Source organism: Methanosarcina sp. 1.H.T.1A.1 (assembly GCF_000979295.1).
In the GTDB taxonomy this organism is placed as follows: Archaea; Halobacteriota; Methanosarcinia; order Methanosarcinales; family Methanosarcinaceae; genus Methanosarcina.
On sequence record NZ_JJQY01000107.1, the window covers coordinates 51,136 to 68,129 of the forward strand.

The following is a 16,994-nucleotide window of genomic DNA, read 5'->3' on the forward strand; positions in this document are numbered from 1 at the left end:
AGTATAAGAACCGAGAAGAGCAGGTTGAGAATAGTACCGGGTATCCCGGGCAAATAGAAGTTTCCAGGACAGTGAAGGTTACCCTTAGCAGGGAAGTGTTTCCTGAGAAAGACTTATTCATAGGGCAATGTTTAAAAAAATATGAGAAGAGCGATTCAAAGGAAAGAAAAATATACAAAATCGAACTCAAGTTTACTTGCATAAACTTACTAAAAATATAATGAGCAAATCAGTGAACGGGGGTTTTTGGAGGAGGTTAAAATATGTTGGATTTGAATATGAGCAACAATATCTGATTTTGAGCTTTACCCGTTCACCAAATACCTCAGAGGATTAAGCCATATATAAGCGTTTTGGCACATAATTAGGATAATGCCTTTTTGTGCCATAATAAAGAGGAAATCACTAAGTTTCAAGAGTTTTTATCCTGAAATGGTGAATTAAAAGAATTATTAGCGCATAAATAGAGGAATCCGGGTACCTTTATAAAAATAAAACGGTCTAAGGTAGAAACAAAAGGAGTAAAGAATCTCTGCCAAAGATATTTCGTAAAATGTATTTCAGTTCTAATACCAAAGGACGGTATAAATCACTTAAGATTATATGGAAAAGCGACGTATAATAATTGGAATAGTATAAATTTGGATCGCATATAATGTGATGCAGGTATAACTGACACGCACATATGCGCCGATCAGATGGGGGTCTGTGCCGGATAATACTTCAGAAAGCCGGAGCTGATCACAGGCTAACAGAAAAATAAGACCGGAGAATAAAAAAGAGGGATTTGGTATGAGAGAGGGAACTTATAAAAAAATAATGGTTGCAACCGATGGTTCGGAACTCGTCAAAAAAGCGGTTGATACGGCGATTGAAATTTCCAGGCTCAGTGGAGCTAAACTTTACGCTGTATATGTGGTAGTCCCGACGATCCATTCTGCCAGGGACTTTGGCTGGGAAAAGGCTGCCATGGAGCACTTCAGGAATGAAGGAAAAGCAGCTACGCGTTTTGTGGAAGATACCGCAAAATCTACAGGAGTAGAAGTGGAATCTGTACTTCTGGAAGGACACCCCGCAGATAAAATAGTAGAATTTGCGGAACAGAATGGCATCGAAATGATTGTGATAGGAACACTCGGGAAAACCGGGCTCGACAGGTTCCTGCTCGGGAGTGTAGCTGAAAACGTGGTGAGGCATTCAAAGACACCTGTACTCGTGGTCAGAGGCGAATTCCCGAAATAAAGTAAAGTCTACATGAAAAATGCTCTTTTCATTATTTTTCAAATTTTTTATTTCGTTCTCTTTTTTATTTCGTTCTCTTTTTTCGACGAGCCTCCAGACAAGCTGGTGGAGGTACCATATTTATTTTGGATTCAAAACAGACTTTTGAGATCAGGAAACATATTTCCCGGACCATGTGAAGGCGTTTTCTAGAATTTCTCTATAGAACCCGAGTAGTTAAAAAGAAACAGAAAAAAATTGACCCGAAATTGACCTGAAATTGACCTGAAATTGACCTGAAATTGACCTGAAATTGACCTGAAATTAACCCGAAATTGACCTGAAATTAACCCGAAATTACCAGGATACGTAAAAACCGGATCAAATTTTCAGAAAAAAAGTTGACCTCAGGAGCTTACTCCAATATTAAGTTCTTAACAACACGAGGTTAAGTTCTTAACAACAGAGCCTTTGAGGTCAAAAAACTTAGCTGCAGTAATTTAAGATATTAACTCTTATCCTATTACACTCATGCCGGAAACCCGGATTGAAGGCGTGATTATGCCTCCGACTTTCCTTACGTCAAAGCCTGCACCTGTGATGTTCTTCAGGAGTTCGAAGGCGTTGCCTGAGATCATGAGAGATTTTATAGGCTTATCCAGGGCTCCGTCCTTGATTGTGAAGGCATTTCTGGCTTCTACGGAAAAATCCCCGGAAATTGAGTTTGCAGTATGGGCACCGATAATCGTGTTTACGAAAACTCCGGAGGTAGTATTTGCAATAATATCTTCCTGCGGGTAGTCGATAACAAAGTTCCTGAGCCCTACTGAGGGAGGACTTGTATAGGAGGACCTTGAGCCGTTTCCTGTGCTTTTCACACCGGCTTTTCCTGCGGTATAGCTGTCATAGAGGTAGGTTTCAAGCACACCGTTTTCAATAACTGTGGTATGCTGTGAAGGAACACCTTCATCGTCCGAAGCCGAGGTATCTATGCCTGCTTCAACCAGCCCGTCATCATAAATACACAGTTCCGGGACAGCTACTTCTTCCCCGAGCTTCCCTATCAGGCCGGACCTTCCTTTCTGCACATTGTCCGCATCAATTGAAGGAGCAAGTGCTTCTTCGAGGATGTCCGAAAAGGCAAATGGATGAAAGATAACATCGGTTTTCTGCTGCTCTATTTTTATTCCGCCCCTGGATTTCAGGGCAAGATCGGAAGCATTTTTCCCGAGCGCAAAAAAGTCAATGTCAAGGGAACGGGAAACCGCAAAGTCATAGGCTGTAGAGGTGTCCCCGTTTACGGTTATCACATCAACAAAACCGGAAACTGCTGTGGATTCTTCTTCAATTTCGATCCCGTTTGTGTTCAGGATAAGCTGCCTGCTCTTTGAACGGGTAAAGCCGCCTGAAGTAGGGAGCGTACCTGGCATCTCTTTTGTCCCTTCAACGAGTTCTACGGCATAGCCAATGCATTCTTCAAGTTCAAGAGCCTCAATCTTTTTATCGAAAATGCCTGAGACCTGAGGGTATTTCCCGTTGGAAGGGAGGGCTACCCAGTCAGGATCATTTTCCCTAACCCTGGCTTCTGCAACCGCAATCTTTACGGCGTTCTCGAGGTCTCCTGCAAAGTTGGTGCTGGCAAAGCCCACTGCACCGTTTACAATGGCACGGATTCCCAGGCCTTCCGAGAAACGGTCTTTAGCGTTTTCAAGTGAATCCTTTTTGAAATTGACGCCTGTTGAATGGTTTGCGGCGTAATAAATTTCAGCTTCTTCAGCCCCAGCTTCTTCTGCCAGTTTCAGGGCTTTTCTTGCAAGCTCGTACACTTTCAGGCACCTCCTATAAGGGCTTTTGAGATTGCAATATGAGGAGAACCATCAGATACAGGCACAAGCTGTCCGGATTTTCCACATCTTCCGGCAGTCATTTTCAGGTCATTGCCCACATGGGTTACATGTTTCAGGATCTCAAGAGTATTCCCTGAGAGGGAGACATCCCTTAAGAGCCCGGAAAGCTCTCCGTTCTTTATAAGGTACCCTTTTTCGGCATTGAACTGGAATATGCCTTCTCCGGTGTTTACCTGTCCGCCTCTTGACCCTACAAGGTACATGCCGTCTCTGACGTCCTCCAGCATCTCTTCAAATTTAGAATCACCGTTGTCAATGAAGGTATTGCTCATCCTGACAACAGGCATGGAATAGCCCTGAGCCCTGCAGTTTCCGGGAGTTCCCCCGAGTTTGGCTGCGGTTTCCCTGGAGTGAAGATAGGAATTGAAAACTCCGTCCCTGATTATTTCGGTCCTTTTTGATTCGGAACCTTCGGCATCAAAGGGATAATACCCGAATTCGTGCAGAGTAGGGTCATCTATCATCGTTATCAGCGGGGATGCAATCTGTTCTCCAATCCTGTTTTCAAGAATGGAATCCCCTTCAAGCACAAGGTCGGCTTCCGAAGCATGTCCTACAGCTTCGTGGGCAAATACTCCTGCAAGTTCCTGATCAAGCACTACAGGCATTTCTCCACCTTTAGGGGTTTTAGCCTTCAAGAGCTCAATTGCGGTCTTTCCTGCATTTCCGGCAAGTTCGAGGACGTTTTCTTTCTCAAAAAGCTCATAACCATACCCGAAACGGCTTTCTCTGCCTGCCTGGTAGACGCCGTTTTCCGAAGCAACGGCAGAGACTGCAAAACCGACATTCAAAAGTTCATATTCACATTCCAGACCTTCGGAACTTCGGTACTGGACTTTAAATTCGGATTCGAGATACATTACCTTTGTACTGTGAACGCCTGCAATCCTTGCATGCTCTTCAATACTCTTCAAAAGGTCTACTTTTTCTTCAATTGCAATGTCTCTCGGGTCGATCCTGACTTCAGGAAGGTCCTTTACATCAGGAGAACTTACGGCTGCGAGTTCGACTTCTTCTTTAGGGGTGCTCGCATTCATAGAAAAAGCAAGTTTTGAGGCAGCATCGACCCCTCGCTTGAGGTCGATATCCCCTTCAACAGCCGTATAACCCCAGGAACCTCCGCAGAGGGCCCTTACTCCGGCCCCCCTCGTGAAGTTTCTGGATATTTCTTCGATCTTTCCGTTATCCAGGATGACAGAAGTGGAACTGCCTTCTATCACCCTGCAGTCATAAAACTTTATGTCCTGCATAATGCCTTTCATAATTAGTTCCTGCACCCGAAGAGGTTCATGGACTGTACGGAAGCGGGTGATACTTCCGGAATATCGAAACTAAGTTTTGTAATATTTTTGAGTTTTTCGATAATTGTATTCTTTCTCGGGCCCACAAGGCTGTGTTCCATTACTTCCGCAATAGAGGAAACAGGAATGATCTGGATCTTATCCCTGTATGCCTTTTCAACAAGAACATCTGCCTCATTGGCTTTTGGGATAATGACTTTCTTCATGCCGGCCCGGGCTGCAGCTTCGATCTTGTAGGTGACCCCGCCAACAGGCAGGACATCTCCCCTGACAGAAAGAGAACCCGTCATTGCGACAGTCTGGTCCACAGGGATCTTTTCGATCGCAGAGATTACGGCAGTTGCTATGGAAATCGATGCACTGTCCCCTTCCACGCCTTCATATGTCCCTACGAACTGGATGTGGACATCGTGGCGGGAAATGTCTGTGCCGGTCATGTTCTTGATCACGGCAGATACATTCTGCACCGCTTCTTTTGCAATGGTCTTGAGCTTGCCTGTTGCAATAATTCGCCCTTCGGCTCCGGAAAGAGCAGGAGTGACTTCGGATACGATGGGAAGCACGATTCCTGAATCTCCGCCCATAACTGCAAGCCCGTTGACTCTACCCACAGCAGAACCTCTCCTCATGAAGGACTCGTAGTCCCTGCGCTGTTCGAGGTAACTGTCTGCAAGCTGCTGTTCGATGGACCTTGCGATCCTCTTTGCCGCAAGCACATGCTCGGAAGTTGTGATTGGAGCCCCTTCGGAGTGGGCAATGTCTCCTGCCACACGCACAAGCCCGCCAAGGTCACGGAGCTTCAGAGTAAGGTGGCCTTTCCTGCCTGCACGCCTTCTGGCTTCCCTGATTATATCTTCTACTGCACCTTCGTCAAAGTGAGGGATGTGCCCGTCCCTGACGACTTCCTGGGCAACGAAGCGAACCAGTTTCTTCCGGTTTTCGGGACTGTCTTCCATGGAGTCTCTCATGTAGACCTCGTACCCGTAGCCTTTTATCCTTGACCTGAGTGCAGGGTGCATTTTCTGTACTGCATCCAGGTTCCCTGCAGAGACCATAATGAAGTCGCAGGGTACAGGCTCGGTCTTAACAAGAGCTCCCGAGCTTCTCTCGGACTGCCCGGTAATCGGGTATTCCCTTTCCTGAAGTGCAGTCAGGAGGCTCTGCTGGGACTCAAGCCTGAGAGTATTGATTTCGTCAATGAAAAGCACCCCTTTGTGGGCTTTGTGGATGTCTCCGGCTTCTACCCTGTCGTGTGCAGGGGTCTCAAGCCCTCCGGACTGGAAGGGGTCGTGCCTGACATCCCCAAGCAGAGCTCCTGCGTGGGCTCCGGTTGCATCGATGTAGGGTGCGTGCTCCTTGTCATAATTTGAAACCGCCATTTTCGGAATCATCATTTCCTCTTTGGGAAGGAACTGGCGGGTTAACATGAGAATCATAATGCCTGCAATGATACCCCAGAGCAGCTGGGCGACGAAGTAAGAATAGATGATAATACCCAAAACAAAGAGCATCATAAGCATGTTCCGGGCCTGGGCTTTCTTTCTTGCCTCCATCTTGTGAGCCATGACAATTTCTCTGCCCTTCCCTGCAGGAACCTCTCTGATCTTGGGATTGTTAAGGTCTTCCAGGTTAGGATATACAAGGATATCCTTGAGCTCTTCTTTTGGGAGAAGTTCTGCCATTGCTTTTGCAAGCAGGGACTTTCCTGTTCCCGGAGTCCCTATCATCATGATGTGCCGTCTCTGGCTGGCAGCCTTCCTTACGACTTCCACTGCATGTTCCTGTCCCAACACCTGGTCAATAAGGAGTTTTGGGACCTCTATGTTTGAAGTGTCTTCAAACTGGAAGCCTATGTCATCTTCGTCTATTTCGTCACTTAACTCAGACTCGGCCATGACCTGAGTAGGTTCATCCTTCGTCTGGTCGGCCGCAGACGTGTCTACTTTTGGACCAGCTCTAACCACGTCAGGGGATTGTCTGTCCATGTTTGGAACAGCATCGTCCACTTCAGGGGATTTCCTGTCCATATTCTCCGAAGACCCGTCTATGTTCTGATTATTATTATACACCATGGTTAGCTCACATATTAGAACGTTATTGGATAGACGTTATCTGATCGAGATTATATACTTGACGCTTTTGAAAAAACAACAAACTTAATGGTAGAATTATGGGCAAAAACGGCTGCTACAATAACATACTCCTGAAGTTACTGTAACCCCAACCGTACTTCGGCTAATTATATAAACTTGCTGTATATAAAATTAACCTGCCGTTGTATATACAGTATATAGAAACCTTTTATTATATACCATTTGCTAGCTGGACATTTGAGTCGAAAACTTGATCAGAAAATCAATTACCAAATTGATATACAAGAGGGTTTTAAGATATTTTTTACATACGTATGCTACATCCTCTATATATAATTAAACATCATCTTCAAAGGAACTTTGCGTTGAGGGGTTCATCCAGTTTCTGCAAACCGATATCGACAGCTATTTAAAAAAACAAAGGGGATTTTTATCTTATGTCCAGAAGCAAGGTAAAAAATCTTCTCCTCCTGAAGCAGATTCACAGTGCTGTAACCCAGATCAAGAAAGGCAAACTGGATAAAGCCCTCGAAACCCTGGATAAAGCTGAAAAGTCTGCAAGGCAGGCGAAATCCACAGATGCTCTTTACTATATTCTCTTTACTCGCGGAGGTATCCTCTACTCGGCAAAAGAGTATGATCAGGCCCTTGAAACCTATGAAAGAGCCCTTGAAGTAGGTTCCGAACTCCTGAAAACCGATCCGGGAAATGCCGATTACCAGCATTATATGGGCACAACCCTTAGTAATACAGGAAACCTCCTTAGAAAGAACGGAGAAAGAGACCGGGCTGCCGAATCCTATTCCTGCGCCCGCAAAATCTATTCGGACCTTATCACAAAGAACCCTGAAAATGCTGTTTTCCACTCTTATGCCGGAGAAAACCTGAATAACTACGGCTCTCTCCTCACAGAGTCCGGTTCCCTGGATACAGCCTGTGAAGTCCTTAATGAAGCAGTCGAAACCTACGAAAAACTATTTAATGAGAAGCCCGAAAACCTTGGTTATCAGGCAGAACTTTCAGTCGCGCTCAGCCAGTTAGGAAGTTGCCTCAAACAGCAGGAACCTGAAAAAGCCGAAACTGCAAAAATGAACCTTAAAAGAGCCCTCAAAATGCAGGAAAATCTGTTAGCCCAGCAGCCTGAAAACGAAAAAATCAAAGAAGCCATCACCCTGACAAGGGAAAGGCTGGAAGGACTCTAAAGGCTGGAAGGAATTTAAGGCTCGAAGGAATTTAAGGCTCGAAGGTCTTTGATAGTGCAGAAGGTCTTTGATAGTGCAGTTACAGATTTATCTTACAGGTTTGCCTTACAGGTTTTTCTCAGAAAACAGCAACATGTGAACATAGAGAAGGATCATTAGTCCAACTACAATCCCCCAGATAAACTGCAAAGAAAAATATGAGTAGACGATGATCCCGAGTACAAATAAAGTTATCAGGACATTTACAAGCCTGACCTTCCGCTTCATCCGTGGGTCATGTGGGGTCCCGGCTTTCTCTTCATTTAGGTCAGACTCAATGAAATAGCGCTGTTCCTGTTGCATGAGGAAGTAAAGCCTCAGGATCAGGATATCAATGACTATGCCCCAGAGAAACTGGCCTATGTAATAAGTATAGAAAAAGACGGCTGCAAGGAAGATACCAACGAGTATCACGTACAGTTTTTCATATTTGCTTTTTCCTGCAGCTTTGCTCATACCCCTGCCTGAACTTTTATTCCTTTTGTCTTTCTCTGCTTCCCTGTCCATGCTGACCCCCCTACCTGCATATATCTTATTCTAATGTCGATAAGCAGCAAAATATCCCGAAAACATGGGTTAAAGAAAGATATGGAACTTTGGACATCTATAATTAAGCTTTTAATAACATATATAGGAGTTGGGAAAAAGGCAGGGACTTGAGGAAAAAACGCAGGCTATAACACAACCTATAAAACATTAAAAGCCTTTTTTTTAATATGCCCGAAACGCCCGAGAAGCCCAAGAAATTGAGAGAGGAAGCAGTAAACAGCTTCAACGAAACCCTGGACCTGATGCAGAAAGGAAAGTCCGAAGAAGCCCTTGAGTCTCTCCGGAAAGCCGAAAAAGCCGCACATGAAGCAAAAGACGGAGCTATCCTGTTTCACACCTTAAAAGTAAGAGGGCAGCTGCTGCAGTCCATGGGTAGGCTTGAAGAAGCCATGGAGACCTACACCTTCTCCTTAACAACCAGCGTAAAACTACTCTCCGACGACCCGGAAAACAAACTCTACATTGATACCCTCCACATGAACCTCAACAACCTTGGAAACCTCGGAAACATCTTCCAGAGGGCAGGCGACTTCCCCTCCTCCCAGCAGTGCTATGAAACTGGCATCGAAATCTCCCAGAAACAACTCGATTTTCATCCCGAAAAAGAATTCTATCGGATGTACGCCGGAAACACCCAGAACAACCTCGGAGAACTGCTTTTCACAATGGGGCAGGCAGATGAAGCAAAAGAAAAATACGAATATGCCCTCAAAAACTACGCACTCCTCCTCAAAAACTCCCCGGAAAACCCGGAATACCTCTCAGACACAGCAATGACCCTCAACAACCTCGGGACTCTCTTTTCAGAAAAAGGGCAAAAAGCAGAGGCAAAAGAAAACTTCGAAAAAGCGCTTGAGATCCTGAAAACCCTGAGCAAAAAAGACCCTGGAAACAAAAAGCTCAAGGAAGAAATCAGCCTCACGCGGAAAAAGGTAGAAGCACTCTGAGATCTAAAACCTCGCAGCCTGAATAGCTGTCTGTGCCCTAATTTGCCCGCACCTGAAAAGAAAGCGGATAAAGAACGGCCTGATGTGACGAATATGGTTGTATGGGTCAGATTAGAAGTAATTCAGTCCTCTTGAGCGCAGCGAAAAGGACACCGTCCTCCCGAGACGGGACTCGGGCGCTGAAAACTCCCCGATTCGCTTATTTTACGTGAACAGGTCGAAGATGTTCCCGAGCATGCTGCTGTCTGCCTGGTAGAATTCGGTGTACTTGCAGCGCTTGCAGGTGACGTGGGTGAATTTCTTGTTCTGGATATCGAGGACTTTGCTGATGAAACCGCCTGTGGAACGGATTTCGCCGGTTTCGTAGGAGGTGTTCCCGCATTTGGGGCAGATGAAATTAACATTTTTGCTCATTTTTTTAGCCTCACTCTGTTTTTTCAGGTAGTCTGAGATGGAATAGCTTTATTCTTGCACTATTTAATATTATTGCAAAAATCGGGAGCGAAAAGAAAAAAACCATGGGTTGTGCCGGAGAGATAGAACTTAAAGGATTTTCTGATAAGACCATATCCGGGAAAAACAAAGAAGATGCAAAAATGAAAGGGATGATTATTGAATGAAAGGGATGATTATTATATCTTCAGATAAAAAGTTGGTCTGGACATACGGAAGATCAACCGGACTTTTTCCTTAAGGGAGCAAATCTTTGCAGGAAATAAATATATTAGAAAAGAATACCTATAAAGCGTTAGACACATGAAAATAAAAGCTATAATTACAATTGCCCTGATAATCTCGGCTGCTTTAATGGCTGCAAAAGTATCACCTGGAGTTAATATGGAGCAGTTCAGGGAAGGGAAATATATCCATATTGACAGTATGGTGATAGAATTTGATAAGACGGATGCTGATGTCCAGATAAAATATAGCCTCAGTCCCTTCGCCCAGGCTTACATGTTCCTGTTCGGGAGCAGACATCTTGAGCCTAAACTGGAGGAGATCTTTTTTGATTTTGAGAACATAGAGATCCAGAGGATAGAGAGAACCAGTGCCGTAATCCACATAAAGGACATTTCCAGACAAAATGATGAATTTTACCTGCATGATTCCAGAAAGTTAGGGATGCAGCCGGACGTACTTACCCTTGTTTACCCTGACAGGACCAGGCAAAATATCGAACATGCCAGAGCTACTCCATATATTTTTTATAGCTGAATAGTCTAAGCCTAAACTTTCCGCAGCTTTCCAAACTTTCAGTTACTTTCTTAACTACTTCCCCGCACGTTCTTCTGCAACATCTTCTGCGATCTCTTCTGAGCCATCTTTCACGCTTTATTTTTGTGATCATTCCTGCCCCTGATCGATCATCCATTCTCGCCATCTCATCTCGCCACCTCATTTATTTCTTTTAATTTATTTCCCAGGGTATTCTTCCATCCCTTACAACCCATTATCCCGATACGGCGATTCGCCACATGCAATGGCACATATGGGACATTATATCCTGGTTTCAGGAACATATATTTAGCAAAAGAAACCCAATTTTCTTTGATAGCAATGGGACGATTCATATTAAAATGTCTGAAATGCGGAAGAGAATACGGCCAGGAATACAGGCTAACCTGTGAGGATGACGACTCCCTTTTGCGGGCGGAATACTTTGAAAAAAGGCTTGAGCTCAGAGACCAGTCCGGGATAGGCAGATTTCATTCCTGGCTTCCTGTTCAGGAAGAGCTTACTACCGAATCCGGACCCGTCACGTATAAAAGTGAAGCTCTTGCGCGGGAACTGGGGCTTTCGAACCTTTACATAGGGTTCAGCGGATACTGGCCCGAGAAAGGGGCTTTTATCAAAACCTGCAGTTTCAAAGAACTCGAAGCCCATCCTACGATGCAGCTTCTCAAGGAATCCGGGGGAAAAGCCATTGTCCTTGCTTCTGCAGGGAATACGGGAAGGGCATTTGCACACGCTTCGGCTCTTACAGGAACGGATGTTTATATAGTGGTTCCTGATTCAGGCATTCCGAAACTCTGGCTGCCGGAAGAACCAACCGATTCCATTCACCTTATCAGTATGACCCCGGGGAACGATTATACCGATGCTATCAACCTTGCAGGAAGAATTGCAAAACTTCCCGGCATGGTCCCCGAAGGGGGAGCCCGGAATGTTGCCCGAAGAGAAGGAATGGGCACTGTAATGCTGGACGCAGCCGTAACCATAGGAAGGATGCCTGACCACTACTTCCAGGCTGTCGGAAGCGGCACAGGAGGGATCTCAGCCTGGGAAGCTGCGCTGCGCCTAAGAGCCGACGGGCGTTTTGGCTCCGTACTTCCAAAGCTCCAGCTTGCCCAGAACCTTCCTTTCGTCCCCATGTACAGTGCATGGCAGGCAGGAAGAAGAGAGATAATTCCCGAAATTGACATGAAAGATGCAAAGAAACAGATCGAAGAGACCTACGCCACTGTGCTTACCAACCGTGCACCTCCATATTCCGTAACAGGTGGGCTCTATGATGCACTTGTCGAGACGGACGGGATAATGTATGCAGTTACTAAAGAGGAGGCCCTTGAAGCAAAAGCGCTTTTTGAGGCCCTTGAATGTATAGATATCCTGCCCCCATCTGCGGTTGCGGCTGCCTCCCTGTTAAAAGCCGTAGAAGCCGGAAATGTCGGAAAAGATGACACCATTCTCCTGAATATTGCAGGCGGAGGTTTCAAGCGGTTGAAGGAAGACTTCACACTTTTCCAGGTGGAACCTGAAGTTACTGTCCGGGACTCTGACGTTCCGCTTGAGGAGCTGAATATCTGAGTTCCTGCTGGGTTTTAATCTGAGTTCCGGTCCTGGTTTTGATCTGAGTTCTGAAAACCTGTAAGAAAAAGAGAAAAATAAGCTTAAGAGGTATTTACGTGGTAAACCCGGAAGAAGAAGTAATAGCAATCATGAAAAAAACAGGTATTGACCTTGCTGCAACGCTTCCCTGTGACAGGATCAAAAATCTGCTCCCTCTGGTTTCGGAAAACTTTCCCGAGATCAAATTGACCAGGGAAGAAAGCGGGGTTGGGATCTGTGCCGGGGCCTACCTTGCAGGGGGAAAGCCCATGATGCTTATCCAGAGCACAGGGCTCGGGAATATGATCAATGTCCTTGAGTCCCTGAACGTAACATGTAAAATACCCCTGCCTATCCTGACAAGCTGGCGCGGCGTTTACAAAGAAGCCATAGAAGCGCAGGTCCCCCTGGGAACCCACTTGCCCGGTATTCTGGAAGGGGCAGGGCTGAAATACACGATAATTGACGAAGCTGAAAAGCTCCCTCTCCTTGAAAATGTGATCAAAGATGCCTTTGAAAACTCCAGGCCCCACATAGCTCTGGTTTCTCCTAAAGTGTGGGAAGCTTCGGACTGCTGTGCCTGGGAAGCCCGGAATTCCCCGGAGCTGCCGAAGAAAGAAAGGATCTGCAAATTCCGCCTGACCCAGAAAGTCCTTGAACCCCGCATGATCCGGAACGATGCAATCTCTGCCGTGGCAGCCGAACTGGACGGAGAAATCACCGTAACAAACCTTGGAGTCCCCTGCAAGGAACTCTACGCTGCCAGAGACAGGGACCTTAACTTTTACATGTTCGGGTCCATGGGGCTTGTCTCCTCCATCGGGCTCGGCCTTGCCCTGCGCACGGACCGGAAGGTTGTGGTCTTCGATGGGGACGGAAGCCTCCTCATGAACCCTAACGCCCTCCTGGAAATCGGGAAGGAAGCTCCGAAAAACCTGGTCATCGTAGCCCTGGACAACGGTGCCTACGGTTCTACAGGCTCCCAGGAAACCTGCGCCCTCCGCTACATTGACCTGGAAATCCTGGCAAACGCCTGCGGAATTCAGAACACGCATAAGGTCAACACGGAAGAGGAGCTTGTATACGTGTACAAAGATTCTCTTAATGCCAGGCAAACATCCTTTATCCATGTGATCCTTAAGCCCGGAAACACGGCAGCTCCCAACATTCCCCTGAGCCCGGAAGAAACCACAAGACGCTTCAAAGAAGCGCTGGACTCAGAAAAGCTTTAAAAGGAAAGTTTTCTTGAAAAGAAAAGTTTTGGTGGGGTCTGATTAACTGGTTAATCTATTCCAGAGCCCCGGGGGAAAGAATCTCTCAGTTTTCTCTCCCTGCGCCGCACTGGGTCTGGGCCTGCCGTCAGCCAGATAAAAAGCGACCAACAAAACGACATCTCATTAGAGAGGGACAATAAGCTGAAAAAATGTCCACGGGCTGAGGGAATATTTTTCTTTACCCCTGAGGCTGGTTTTTAATTCATGGGTAATACAAGCGCTTCCGCCAGCTTGTCTGGCGGCCCTGCAAAAAAAGAAGAAAAACAGATTTGAAAGAGAAGAGAGGAAGAGTGTTTTTTAGACAGTATCCCAAATAACATTAGATTTTGTTTGTTGCAGCACCTGCCAATTTTTCTATCGCTTTAACTATTTGCTTTTTCACATCACTCTTACTCTTTGTTTTCTCTTTTCTTTCTTATCGGAAAGACCGCTCTCCCGTGTCGAGCGTGACAGGAACGATCCGGTCTGGCGAATATGGTTGTATGGGGCAGAAAGATCCATAATAATCCACACAGTTCTGCATATAGAGCAAAAAGGCAGGTAAAAAGGCGGAAATCCCGATATTTTATTTAACCGCCTCAGTTCGCCGCTTTACTACTATTCGCCGCTTTTAAGCTTTAATTCGGCTTAATTTTCTTAAGCCTTATTCTCTCCAGCTTATTCTCTCCACAGGTTCCTTGATCCTGAATTTTCCTGAAAGGACCTGTTCTTTAAGTTCTTCTGCGGCTTTTACCGCTCTTGCACGGTCCGACTGGCGCAGGGTTACTTTGATATCTCTGAGGCAGCCTCCGGTTGTACAGCTGACAGTACCAAGGTTTGCGCTGAAGGCTTCTCCTCTGCACCTTGAGATGCAGAGCCCGCAGTTAAAGCAAAGTTCAGGGTCGTGTACAACTCCATTTTCTCCTTTGCTTACCGCACCCATAGGACATGCCTCAGCCACACAGCACACCTTGCAGTCAATGCATTTTTCGGGTTCGTATTTTACATTCAGGTCTGTGTTATCCCAGACATCCCCATAAGTGATCTCGCAGAGGGGAATCCTGCCTGCAAGATCTACCAGCTTGAGCGGGATCTGGCTGTCCAGCTTAAGGATATTTTCCAGCATCCCCTCGGAAAGGACCGGGATGGGGATAGCCCATGTGTTAATGATTTCGGGGCCTGCGGAAGTTGCAAAGCCTCCCATATATTCAGGGGTCATGTCGTGCAGGTCTGCAAAACCGGCAAGGTTTGGATTATCCGGAGCACTGCGGGTGCCCTGACCCGTAACGAACCCTTCGGCTCCATTGATAAGTACTCTTGTCCCTATGCCTATGGTCTCTAGTTTGGGGTCGTTTTGAATGGGGTTTAACTCGCCGCAGCCGCAGAAGGTCATTTCCCTGAACTCGCCTTCAAAGGGCAGGGCATGGAAAATGGTTTTAATGGGCTCTTTTCCCGGATTTACGAAAGCCCGGTAATTCTTAAAAGCGTGCCTGGTTGCATAAAGCCGTGCAAAAGGCATCTCAGAAAGCCCCGTTTCAACGGAAAAGCGTTTTCCTTCGCTGGTAGTTACATCCACTGGAATATTTTTTCCTTCCACCAGTTCCCGTAAGAGGTGCCCGCCTCCGTAGCGTGAATCTGTTTCGCTGTGTGCGGTCCCGAGTACGATGAGGTCCAGGACCCCAAGCCTTTCGTTCGGGCAGGGACCAACGACTGCCGGCACTCCGTTCAGCAGGACTTTGGAGGCTCGTACAAAAGAATCGGGTTCGGAAACTTTGAAAGAGAGAACTGCATACGTTCCGCTCATAATACCGCGGGTTGCGGTAGTTACGACATCAATATCTTCTAGCCTGATTTCCTCCCCTGCCCTGACCCTTGCGCTGAGTTCTTCAGCCGTAAGGACCACAGCCTCTCCAGCGTCTATTTTTGCCTGGATCTCGGGGATTGTCCGACATTTATCTGTATTGTCCGATGCTCCGTTCATGTTACCCTCAGCGGAAATATTGTATTCATCCTATTTTAGGGAGAAGGATTACCTGAGAATTAGATACTTTTGTGGGAAGAATAACCCTGGAATTAGCGACTTCGAAGGGTAGGATAAACTCGAAATTCTTAACTCGAAATTCTTAACTTGGAATTCATCTTCACTTCTCTTTGTCTTTTTTTTCGTATGAAGCCTTCAGTTTCTGGAGAGTTATGGGTTTGCCGTGACCCGGGTAAAATGTCCTGCAGCCTGCTGCAATCAACCTCTTCCAGCTTATTAGAAGTTCGGGGATGTCATTTGCAAAAGGGGGAAAGACGCCCCAGGGCATGACATTGAAAAGAGTGTCTCCGACGAATGCGGCTTCATCTCCGATCACAAGGCTTATCGAGCCTGCAGTATGGCCAGGGGTGGAAATGACTTTTGCACCAGGGATGTATTTTCCAAGGTCATAGTCACCCCTTACCACTATATCGGGATTGACGGGCTGATATTTTGATTTAGAGACCATCAGGGTGTTTCCTATTCCCGAAATGATTTTTGAGAACCACATGGTGCCTCCTGGAAAGGGAGTCATGCCCTTTTCCAGGTATCCTTTTTCTGATGCATGGACCAGAACTTTTGCCCCACTTCGTTTTTTTATTTCGGCAAGACAACCTGTATGATCATAATGAGTGTGGGTAAGAATGACCAGAACGATATCCGTAAACATGAGATTATTTTGTTCAAGGGCAGTCTGGACATTTTTGATTTTGCCCGGGCATCCTGCATCCACAAGGAGTCCCTGACCACCTGAAATTATCAGATAGGAGTTTGAGTGCCCCATTGGGACATTAATTACAGTATAAGGCCTATCGCGTTCTGGTCTGTTACTTCTCGACCTCTCACGAGTTAGCCGGTTGTTTTCGCTGGAAATCATTCCGAATTCTCCGAGGATTAGGGGCAAAAATATAGTATTTATCCGAGCTGCAGATTGAACTGTTTTCTGAATATTGAACCTTTCTTTAGTTGGTTTTTATGTATCCCATAATCTAATATATGGTTTTCATTGATCCGATATGATGAGTCATATTTTTCATGTGGAAAATGGATCTGAAGATGGCATTTGCGGAATTACATAATTACATAATTACATAAATAGAGAGGAAAAATTAGGAATTTTGCAATGCTGGTTGGAAAACCGAATCTCTTAAAAAATATTCCTCATTAGAACCCATAAGGGATAAGCGGATACAAACAATGTAAAATTTTTGCTTTTCGAAGGGCTGATTCAAGTAGAAAAACCCCTAACCACCCAAAACTTATATAAATGATGATGCGTACTATGGTGTTGCACTGCGGTAAGAGGAACCGAAGCAATACGCATCTTAGAGGGCTCGTGGTCTAGCCGGTTATGACGTCGCCTTGACATGGCGGAGGTCCTGAGTTCGAATCTCAGCGGGCCCACTCAAAGATACTCAAAACTTTCAGGAGATCTTTTCTGAAAGGTAAAAATCAAAAGCACTACATCTCTTTTAAAGATTGATTCTTAAAGAGCAATTCAGTGGTGAATAAGATCTACCTGCCCAGGTAGCTCAGTGGGAGAGCGCTGCCCTGAAGAGGCAGTTGTCCCCGGTTCGAATCCGGGTCTGGGCACCATAAAAACATAGCACATCAGTAGTGTAGCGGTTATCAC

Annotated in this window: 13 protein-coding genes and 2 tRNA genes; 8 read left to right on the top strand and 7 right to left on the bottom strand. The window is 45.9% G+C overall.

What is annotated here, in order from left to right; genetic code table 11:
• The first annotated feature begins 792 nt into the window (after nucleotides 1-792).
• Nucleotides 793-1,242, top strand: coding sequence for a universal stress protein (locus tag EO95_RS11365; protein WP_048134796.1), 450 nt, complete (start codon nucleotides 793-795; stop codon nucleotides 1,240-1,242).
• Nucleotides 1,243-1,736: 494 nt separating this feature from the next.
• On the opposite strand, the gene EO95_RS11375 is transcribed toward EO95_RS11365, so the two are convergent.
• From EO95_RS11375 to lonB, 3 genes are read right to left on the bottom strand one after another with little or no spacing between them, the layout of a single operon-like run.
• On the bottom strand, nucleotides 1,737-3,047 hold the full coding sequence (locus EO95_RS11375) for a TldD/PmbA family protein (RefSeq protein ID WP_048134798.1): 1,311 nt from the start codon (nucleotides 3,045-3,047) through the stop codon (nucleotides 1,737-1,739).
• Nucleotides 3,048-3,049: 2 nt separating this feature from the next.
• Entirely contained in the window at nucleotides 3,050-4,390 is a 1,341-nt protein-coding gene (locus EO95_RS11380) for a TldD/PmbA family protein (RefSeq protein ID WP_235282980.1), read from the bottom strand.
• A 2-nt stretch (nucleotides 4,391-4,392) separates the two neighbouring features.
• Entirely contained in the window at nucleotides 4,393-6,501 is a 2,109-nt protein-coding gene (gene lonB, locus EO95_RS11385; RefSeq protein WP_048134800.1) for an ATP-dependent protease LonB, read from the bottom strand.
• 458 nt (nucleotides 6,502-6,959) lie between these two features.
• Between lonB and EO95_RS11390 the strand changes: the two genes are divergently transcribed.
• On the top strand, nucleotides 6,960-7,724 hold the full coding sequence (locus tag EO95_RS11390; RefSeq protein ID WP_048134801.1) for a tetratricopeptide repeat protein: 765 nt from the start codon (nucleotides 6,960-6,962) through the stop codon (nucleotides 7,722-7,724).
• Nucleotides 7,725-7,829: 105 nt separating this feature from the next.
• Here EO95_RS11390 and EO95_RS11395 read toward each other — a convergent pair whose 3' ends face one another.
• Nucleotides 7,830-8,270 (bottom strand): hypothetical protein, encoded by a 441-nt coding sequence (locus EO95_RS11395; RefSeq protein ID WP_048134802.1) that lies wholly within the window; start codon nucleotides 8,268-8,270, stop codon nucleotides 7,830-7,832.
• Nucleotides 8,271-8,479: 209 nt separating this feature from the next.
• Between EO95_RS11395 and EO95_RS11400 the strand changes: the two genes are divergently transcribed.
• Nucleotides 8,480-9,259, top strand: coding sequence for a tetratricopeptide repeat protein (locus EO95_RS11400; RefSeq protein ID WP_048134803.1), 780 nt, complete (start codon nucleotides 8,480-8,482; stop codon nucleotides 9,257-9,259).
• A 204-nt stretch (nucleotides 9,260-9,463) separates the two neighbouring features.
• On the opposite strand, the gene EO95_RS11405 is transcribed toward EO95_RS11400, so the two are convergent.
• Nucleotides 9,464-9,673: a zinc ribbon domain-containing protein gene (locus tag EO95_RS11405; protein WP_048134804.1), complete on the bottom strand. Its 210-nt coding sequence runs from the start codon at nucleotides 9,671-9,673 to the stop codon at nucleotides 9,464-9,466.
• A 342-nt stretch (nucleotides 9,674-10,015) separates the two neighbouring features.
• Between EO95_RS11405 and EO95_RS11410 the strand changes: the two genes are divergently transcribed.
• The 3 genes from EO95_RS11410 to comE all read left to right on the top strand — a co-directional run bounded on the left by EO95_RS11410 (nucleotide 10,016) and on the right by comE (nucleotide 13,320).
• Nucleotides 10,016-10,474: a hypothetical protein gene (locus EO95_RS11410; RefSeq protein ID WP_048134805.1), complete on the top strand. Its 459-nt coding sequence runs from the start codon at nucleotides 10,016-10,018 to the stop codon at nucleotides 10,472-10,474.
• 342 nt (nucleotides 10,475-10,816) lie between these two features.
• Complete coding sequence (locus EO95_RS11415) at nucleotides 10,817-12,067, top strand: cysteate synthase (RefSeq protein ID WP_048134813.1); 1,251 nt, start codon at nucleotides 10,817-10,819, stop codon at nucleotides 12,065-12,067.
• A 98-nt stretch (nucleotides 12,068-12,165) separates the two neighbouring features.
• Nucleotides 12,166-13,320: a sulfopyruvate decarboxylase subunit beta gene (comE, locus tag EO95_RS11420; RefSeq protein WP_235282981.1), complete on the top strand. Its 1,155-nt coding sequence runs from the start codon at nucleotides 12,166-12,168 to the stop codon at nucleotides 13,318-13,320.
• A 685-nt stretch (nucleotides 13,321-14,005) separates the two neighbouring features.
• Here the strand turns inward: comE and EO95_RS11425 are convergent.
• The gene (locus tag EO95_RS11425; RefSeq protein ID WP_048134806.1) at nucleotides 14,006-15,322 is read right to left on the bottom strand and encodes a methanogenesis marker 16 metalloprotein; all 1,317 of its coding nucleotides are present in this window, start codon (nucleotides 15,320-15,322) and stop codon (nucleotides 14,006-14,008) included.
• A 160-nt stretch (nucleotides 15,323-15,482) separates the two neighbouring features.
• Nucleotides 15,483-16,238, bottom strand: a complete 756-nt coding sequence (locus tag EO95_RS11430) for an MBL fold metallo-hydrolase (RefSeq protein WP_235282982.1) — start codon at nucleotides 16,236-16,238, stop codon at nucleotides 15,483-15,485.
• A gap of 453 nt (nucleotides 16,239-16,691) precedes the next feature.
• Here EO95_RS11430 and EO95_RS11435 point away from each other — a divergent pair.
• A tRNA-Val gene (locus EO95_RS11435) sits at nucleotides 16,692-16,765 on the top strand.
• 117 nt (nucleotides 16,766-16,882) lie between these two features.
• A tRNA-Phe gene (locus EO95_RS11440) sits at nucleotides 16,883-16,957 on the top strand.
• Nucleotides 16,958-16,994: the final 37 nt, after the last annotated feature.